Annotated in this window: 9 protein-coding genes; 2 read left to right on the top strand and 7 right to left on the bottom strand. The window is 64.4% G+C overall.

Features of this window, described 5'->3' with window-relative positions:
- The 5 genes from B0W55_RS28015 to B0W55_RS27995 form a co-directional block, all read right to left on the bottom strand.
- Nucleotides 1-1,335 (bottom strand): NAD(P)/FAD-dependent oxidoreductase (locus B0W55_RS28015; protein ID WP_077049151.1); only part of this gene is annotated, 1,335 nt, incomplete at its 3' end.
- A 43-nt stretch (nucleotides 1,336-1,378) separates the two neighbouring features.
- On the bottom strand, nucleotides 1,379-1,669 hold the full coding sequence (locus B0W55_RS28010; protein WP_077049150.1) for a (2Fe-2S)-binding protein: 291 nt from the start codon (nucleotides 1,667-1,669) through the stop codon (nucleotides 1,379-1,381).
- 7 nt (nucleotides 1,670-1,676) lie between these two features.
- A complete protein-coding gene (locus B0W55_RS28005; RefSeq protein WP_077049149.1) occupies nucleotides 1,677-2,471 on the bottom strand; it encodes an ABC transporter permease in 795 nt (264 codons plus the stop codon).
- 6 nt (nucleotides 2,472-2,477) lie between these two features.
- Entirely contained in the window at nucleotides 2,478-3,347 is an 870-nt protein-coding gene (locus B0W55_RS28000) for an ABC transporter permease (protein WP_077049148.1), read from the bottom strand.
- Nucleotides 3,344-4,369, bottom strand: a complete 1,026-nt coding sequence (locus tag B0W55_RS27995; protein WP_077049147.1) for an ABC transporter ATP-binding protein — start codon at nucleotides 4,367-4,369, stop codon at nucleotides 3,344-3,346. Before B0W55_RS27995 ends, B0W55_RS28000 begins: the two co-directional genes overlap by 4 nt.
- A gap of 243 nt (nucleotides 4,370-4,612) precedes the next feature.
- Between B0W55_RS27995 and B0W55_RS27990 the strand changes: the two genes are divergently transcribed.
- A complete protein-coding gene (locus B0W55_RS27990) occupies nucleotides 4,613-5,449 on the top strand; it encodes an IclR family transcriptional regulator (RefSeq protein WP_077049146.1) in 837 nt (278 codons plus the stop codon).
- Nucleotides 5,450-5,464: 15 nt separating this feature from the next.
- On the opposite strand, the gene B0W55_RS27985 is transcribed toward B0W55_RS27990, so the two are convergent.
- The gene (locus B0W55_RS27985) at nucleotides 5,465-6,217 is read right to left on the bottom strand and encodes an anti-sigma factor (RefSeq protein ID WP_077049145.1); all 753 of its coding nucleotides are present in this window, start codon (nucleotides 6,215-6,217) and stop codon (nucleotides 5,465-5,467) included.
- Nucleotides 6,214-6,720, bottom strand: coding sequence for a sigma-70 family RNA polymerase sigma factor (locus tag B0W55_RS27980; protein ID WP_077049144.1), 507 nt, complete (start codon nucleotides 6,718-6,720; stop codon nucleotides 6,214-6,216). The genes B0W55_RS27985 and B0W55_RS27980 overlap by 4 nt, the downstream gene beginning before the upstream one ends.
- A gap of 160 nt (nucleotides 6,721-6,880) precedes the next feature.
- Between B0W55_RS27980 and B0W55_RS27975 the strand changes: the two genes are divergently transcribed.
- Nucleotides 6,881-7,353 (top strand): catalase (locus B0W55_RS27975; protein ID WP_139340994.1); only part of this gene is annotated, 473 nt, incomplete at its 3' end.

The raw sequence follows: 7,353 nt of genomic DNA, 5'->3' as shown, positions 1-7,353 counted from the left end.
AAAGGGCAAGGGTTTGATCGGCGCCTGGGCCCGCAAGCGGCCGATGTCGGACACGGCGCGATGGCTCTGACAGGCGATGATTTCCGCGGCGGCAGCGCCACACATCCGGCCCTGGCAGCGACCCATGCCGACCCGGCAATGGGCCTTGACCCGATTGATTTCCCAATGCCCCTCGCGCACCACCTGACGAATGTCGCCGGCGCGGACTTCTTCGCAACGGCAGACCGTCACGTCATCGGCGACAGTGGCGGCCCAACCCTCGGGGAAGGCAAAGGCCCGCTCCAGGCCCTGGCGAAAGTCGCCGATGCGTTGCAGTGCCTGTTCCAGTTGCGCGGGGCGTTGCGGCGGGATCAGGTAGCCGATGTCTTCGAGCAAGGCCAACGCGGCGCGTTCGCCGGCCATTTCCGCGGCGTCGGCGCCCATGATCCCGGCGCCGTCACCGGCCAGGTAGACCTCGGCGACGCTGCTGCGTCCGGCCCGGTCCCGTTGCGGCAGCCAGGCGCGATTGAGTGGGTTCCAGGCAAAGTCGCAGCCCAAAAGGTCGGCCAGTTGGGTTTCGCTGCGCAGGCCGTGGGCGAAGGCGACGGCGTCGCAGTCCAGGCGATGTTCGCCCTTGGCATCGGACCAGGTCAGCGCCTGCACGCGGTCCGGGCCTTCGACGCGATTGAGGGTTGCGCCTTGCTGGACCGGGATGCCGTGGGCGGTGAGCCAGCCACGGTAATAGATGCCTTTGGCCAACGTGGCCGGTTGCGACAAAAGGCCGGGCAGGGCGCGGGCCTGGGCGCTGAAGGGCGAGCTGTCGAGCACCGCCAGCACGTTCGCTCCGGCCTTGGCGTACTGATAGGCGACCAGATACAACAACGGACCGCTGCCGGCAAACACCACCCGTTCGCCGATGGCGCAGCCCTGGAACTTCAGGGCGATCTGCGCCGCGCCGAGGCTGTAGACGCCGGGCAAGGTCCAGCCCGGTACCGGCAGAATGCGGTCGGTGGCGCCGGTGGCGACGATCACCCGGGAAAACTCCAGGCGCGCGGCGCGACCGTCATGCAAGGTGTCGAGGGCACCGTCCTCGGCGTTCCACACCAGCGTTTCGGGGCGGTAATCGAGTTGTTCGCGCAACGCGTCAATGGTCCGGTGCAGCGCCTTGGCCTTGCCGGCCTCAAAGCCATACAACTTGACCGGCGAGCGCTTGAAGTTGGCCGGCTGACGCCGATAGATCTGGCCGCCACCGTGCGCCGCCTCATCCAGCAGCACGGGTCGCACACCATGGGCGACCAACGTCTGCGCCGCACGAATACCGGCAGGACCGGCGCCGATGATGACCACAGGCTTCATGCGCACCTCGGCTGTTGTGTGTGGATGAAACGCGTATGGGCGTTCATAGGCTGCGCCCCGGCTCGCGATTGATCTGCTGCCCGGCTTCGAGCAGGGTCGAGCAGGCGCGCACGCGGCGGCCGTCGCCCAGGCGTACCCAGCAGTCCTGGCAGGCGCCCATCAGGCAGAACCCGGCGCGGGGTTCGGCGCTGAAGTCGCTGCCGCGCAGGTGGTCGCTGCAGGTCAGCACCGCCGTCAGTACGGTGTCGCCGAGCAGGCCGCTGGCCGGTTGGCCATCGAGGGTAAAGTCCAGGGCCGGGCGGTCGCCTTCGGCCAGTCGTTTCAGCAGAGCCATGGCGCCCTCATTGTTTGCCCACCAGGACTCGATCCAGGCCATACACCCGGTCGAGCAGAATCATGGTCACGGCCGTCAGCGCAATCACCAGTGCCGACACCGCCGCCATCATCGGATCGATGGATTCGGTGGCGTACACATACATGCGCACCGGCAAGGTTTGCGTGGCCGGCGAGGTGACGAAGATCGACAGCGTCACCTCGTCGAAACTGTTGATGAACGCCAGCAGCCAGCCACCGGCGACTCCCGGCAGAATCATCGGCAGGGTGATCTGGCGGAACAGCGTGAAGCGCCCGGCCCCCAGGGATTGCGCCGCGTGTTCGGCACTGCGATCCAGACCGATGGCCGACGCCAGTACCAGCCGCAGCACGTAGGGCGTGATCACCAGCACATGGGCGAAGATCAGCCAGGCGAAGCTGCCGTTGACCCCCAACAGGGCGAACAACCGCAGCAACGCCACCCCCAGCACCAGGTGCGGAATGATGATCGGCGACAGAAACAGGCCGTTGAGAAAATCCCGGCCGGGAAACTCGAAGCGGGTGATCGCCAGCGCCGCCGGCACCGCAATCAAGGTCGCCAGGCTGGCCGCACTGAACGCCAGGATCAGGCTGTTGTAGAACGCATCGACAAAGTCGGCGCGCTCGAACACCGCACGGAACCAGCGCAGGGAAAATTCGGTGGTCGGCAGGCTCAGGGTGTTTTCCGGGGTGAAGGCCACGAGGCACACCACCACCAGCGGCGCGAGCATGAACAGCACCACCAACGTGTGAAACAACAGGGCGAAAGGACCGTTCCTGGACATGGCGGATTATCCCAATGACTTCTTGTAGCGGCCTTCGATCATGCGGTTCCACGACAGCATGATCAGCAGGTTGATGAGCAACAGGGCGACGGCGATCGCAGCACCCATGGGCCAGTTGAGCTCCGACAGGTACTGGTCGTAGATCAGCGTGGCGACCATCTTCAGGCGACGCCCGCCGAGCAGGCCGGGAATAGCGAAGGAGCTGGCGGCCAGGCCGAAGACGATCAGGGTTCCGGACAGAATTCCCGGCATGACCTGCGGCAGCACCACTTGGCGAATCACCGTGAAGTGGCTGGCACCCAGGGACAGCGCGGCTTGTTCGGCGGCCGGGTCGAGCTTTTGCAGCGAGGTCCACACTGGAATGATCATGAACGGCAGCATCACGTGCACCAGGGCGATCACCACCGCGAACGGCGTGTACAGAAGCTTCATCGGCGAGCCGCCCAAGGCTTGCAGGACCTGGTTGACCAGACCGTCGGCGCCCAGCAGCAGGCTCCAGCCGAAGGCACGCACCACCACCGAAATCAGCAACGGGGTGAGGATCAGGATCAGGAAAATCGAACGCCAGGGCGTGCCCATGCGGCTGAGGATGTAAGCCTCCGGCACGCCGATCAGCACGCAGAGAAACGTGGTCAGTGCGCTGATCCACAGGGTGCGCAGAAAGATCTCGTAGAAGTACGGATCGCCCAGCAGACTGCTGTAGTGCTCGGCGGTAAAGGCGTCACCGTTGATCCCCGAGCTGTAGTCGAAAACGTTGAAGGACAGCACCAGGGTCAGCAGCAGCGGGATCACCAGCAGCCCCACGTACAGCGCCAGGGCCGGTGCCGACAGCCAGTAACCCTGGCGCCCCTGGCGGATGGCGGCCAGCGTACTCATGCCGACACCTCGTCGACGCTCAGCACTCGCAGCAGCGTCGCGTCCCAGTCCAGGCCCACGGCAGTGCCTTCGTTGAGCGGCGCCGAGCCGTCGTTGCGGCGCACCACGCTCAGTTCACCCAGGGTGGTCGACACGCCGTACAGCCATTGGCTGCCGAGAAAGAACCGGCTGCTGACCTTGCCTTGCAAGCGACCTGCACCGGCTTGGCGCAGATCGATTTTTTCCGGGCGCAGGCTCAGCGTCAGTTCGCCGGCGCCGTGGCTGCACACTCGAACCACTCCGGCCGTGTCGCGCTCGCCGGGCAACAGGTTGGCCTTGCCGACGAAACCGGAAATGAACTCGGTGCGCGGGTGTTCGTAGAGGATGTAAGGGGCGTCGATCTGAGTGATGCGCCCGGCCTGCATCACCACCACGCGGTCGCTGATCGACAGCGCTTCAGACTGGTCGTGGGTGACCATCAGCGTGGTGATGCCCACTTCCCGCTGGATGCGGCGGATCTCGAATTGCATCTCTTCGCGCAGGTTGGCGTCGAGGTTGGACAGCGGTTCGTCGAGCAGCAACACCGGTGGCTGGATCACCAGCGCCCGGGCCAGGGCAACCCGCTGACGCTGGCCACCGGACAGTTCCCGAGGGTAGCGCTCGGCGTGCTGGTTGAGGCGCACCAGCTTCAGTACCCGGTCCACCCGCTGCTGGATCTCGGCGTTCGGCACCTTGCGCATGCGCAGGCCGAAGGCGACGTTGTCCTTGACGCTCATGTGCGGGAACAGGGCGTAGCTCTGGAACACCACGCCCAAGCCTCGGCTGGCGGGTTTGGCATGGGTGATGTCGCGACCGTCGAGCACGATGCGCCCGCTGGTGACTTCGACGAAGCCGGCGATCATTTGCAGGGTGGTGGTCTTTCCGCATCCCGAGGGGCCGAGCAGGGAAACGAATTCGCCTTTCTCCACCGAGAGGTCGGTGGCGACCACGGCGTCGATGTCACCGTAGCGTTTGCCGAGTTTTTCAAGTTGCACAAAAGCCATGAGTGCGCCTCCACCTGAGATTGTTATGCGTCGCCCGCAGGCGCGCTTTTTTGTATGGGCAGATACGAAAAAATGTTTCGGGGTGCGTTGGCGCTCGACTGAGGTCGGCTGCCGCTGTTGTTCGAATCGCCCCTGTGGACGCAGATTAGGACGAAGACTAGGATGGGCTCAATGGCCTATTTCACTGAGGCGATGACTATTTTCATTTTTATTCGGTGAGTAAATTTTTTGTCGGAAAAGACTATGTCAGATTCCATTGAGCGGAATGAAAACAAAAATGAAGTCGGTGTCGGCGCGGTCTGCCGGCTGTTTGCCGTGCTGCGTGCCTTGGGCGACACCGTCGAGGGCGGTGAGCGTGTGACGCAATTGGCGCAACGGATCGGTCTGTCGCAACCGACCACGCACCGTTTGCTGCGCAGCCTGATGGACGAGGGCATGGTCGAGCAGGACGGGCGCAGCAAACGCTATCGCCTGAGCCTGGATTTTTTCGCCCTGGCGGCAAGGGCCGGCAACAGCGGCAACCTGCGCGAACTGGTGCGCCCGGCATTGCTGCGGCTGTCGGCGTCTTTGGGAGACTCGCTGTTTCTGCTGGCGCGCAGCGGCTTCGATGCGATTTGCCTGGACCGCAGCGAGGGACCCTTTCCGATCCGCACCTTTACCGGTGACATTGGCGGGCGGGTGGCGCTGGGCGTCGGGCAGGGCAGCCTGGCGATCCTGGCGTTCCTGCCGCAAGAGGAGCGCGACACGGTGATCCACTACAACTTGCCGCGGTTGAAGGATTTCCATCTGTACGACGAGGTGTTCTTGCGCTCGGAAGTCGAGAGCGTGCGCACGCTCGGTTATGCCGGGCGCAACACCGGGGTGTTGCAGGGCATGGCGGGGGTGGCGGTGCCGATTCTCGACCGGGATGGCCGGGCGGTGGCGGCGTTGAGCGTGGCCACGGTGAGTGACCGGCTGGGGCCGGATCGTTTGCCGACGGTGGTGGAGATGCTCAAGCGTGAGGCGGCCCTGATCGGGCCGCGGGTCAATCCGTTCGACCCGTTGCTGCGGCGGCCTTCGCAGGTCTTTGGACAGGGGTGAAAACAGCGCAGATGATCAGAATTGGCTGGTCTGCCTGAGTATCCGCGCCGCCGGCGTATCCGTCGGGCTGACCATTGCATAGTTGTAGCCACCGCCGGACCAATACTCGGCCTGCAGCTCGCCATCACTGCGACTGCCCCTGGGCAGCATGAAATTTCTGGGGCCCGGCGGACGCACGTAAAAGCTGATTTTATGCCCGCTCAAATCTTCGTAGACCACCATGGCCGCCGGCCCCTGCTCAGTGCTGAGCAGGCGCCCGCTCACCGGTTTGAAGCCGGCGCCGGTGAGGTCCGGCAGGCGGTTGGCCTGGGTGAAATAGCGGTCGAGCCAGGCCTGCATGGTGCCATCGTCTGTGGCCTTGTAGTCCGCCGGCAGGATGCCCTGTTCGGCAATCAGGCGATAGGCCTGCAGGGCGTCGGCCATGGGCGCCTGGGCGCTGACGAAGGTCATTTCCCGGGCCTGCCAGCCGCTCAATCCACCCACGCTGACGGCAATCAGCAACACCGCGGCGTTGGCCAGTTGACGTCGGGACTGGCGTTTGAGGCGGCGGCGGATCTGCGCCGGGTCGAGCTCCGGGTTGGCCGGTTGCTGCAAGGCGCCGCTGAGGGCGGCGCGCAGCAGTTGGGCGTCCTGTTGCCAGGCCCGCACTTGTGCACAAACGTGCGGGTGACTGGCCAGAAAAGTCTCCACCAGCTGCCGGTCGGCATCGCTGAGTTGGTGGTCGACGTAAGCGTGCAGGTCACGCTCGGTTGGGGGCATGCTGATCATTTGAGTCTCCGCAGGGCAGGGCGGGTGATTTCGCCATCGCTGAGTTGGCGCAGGGCCTGACGGGCCCGGGACAGGCGGGACATCACGGTGCCGGTGGGGACGTCGAGAATCTCGGCGACCTCTTTGTAACTCAGGCCTTCGACCGACACCCAGAGCAGCAATGCACGCTGTTCGGTGGGCAATCGATCGAAGGCTTCGAGGGTAGATTGGGCGATGACGGTGCGCTCCACCGAGGGCTGCGCATCGTCACCGCCGGTAAAGAATTCGAGCATCCGCGCGTAGCGACGCGAGCGCCGGTGGGCGTCGAGGAACTGGCGATACAAAATCGCGAACAACCAGGCCCGCAAGTCGCCTTCGGGGCGTTTGTCACCCCAACTCGACAACGCGCGCTCCAGGCACGACTGCACCAGATCGTCGGCGCTGCTGGCATTGCGCGTCAGCGATACGGCGAAACGGCGCAACCTGGGAATGATTTCTCGCAGTTGTTCGTCGATATCGTTCATGAAGTGATGTCCAGTCGCTACGCTGTGGACTAGGGAGACGCCCGGCATTGGAGGTTATTCCACGCGCGAAAAAATAAATACGGCGTGTGGGAATAAACCGTTTTGCGGTGCGTCTGGCTTGTTCTTCTTACCTTTGTGGCCGATGGCCCTGGAGTTTTTCATGGTAGATCGCTCATCACCGCCGACCCGGCCGCCCTTGAGTGCCGGCAGCCTGACGTTGCGTCTGGCCGGCATTGCCGTGGTGGTCGCCGCCGTGGCCGGGGCTTTTGCCTACGTCAACGGCACCCTTGACCCACAGCGTCTGACGCCGAAAAAACTGATCAACGTGCTGGAAACCAACAACGGCGTGCATCCAGGATTTCGCCGCAATCACGCCAAGGGCGTGTGCGTGATCGGTCATTTCGAAAGCAGCGGCGAGGCGCGCAGCTATTCCTCCGCCCAGGTCTTCAATGAGCCACGCACGCCGGTGGTCGGTCGTCTGGCCGTGACACCGGGCAATCCTTACGCGCCGGACAGCGCTGCGCCGATCCGCAGCCTGGCGTTGCGCTTCACTCAAGCCAACGGCCAGCAATGGCGCACCGGGATGAACAGCATGCCGGTGTTCCCGGTGGCCACGCCCGAAGCGTTCTACCA

The sequence above is a fragment of the Pseudomonas sp. KK4 genome (assembly GCF_001984065.1).
Classification (GTDB): Bacteria; Pseudomonadota; Gammaproteobacteria; order Pseudomonadales; family Pseudomonadaceae; genus Aquipseudomonas.
The sequence above is the reverse complement of the archived record's forward strand: the minus strand, read 5'-3'. Positions and strand labels throughout refer to the sequence as shown.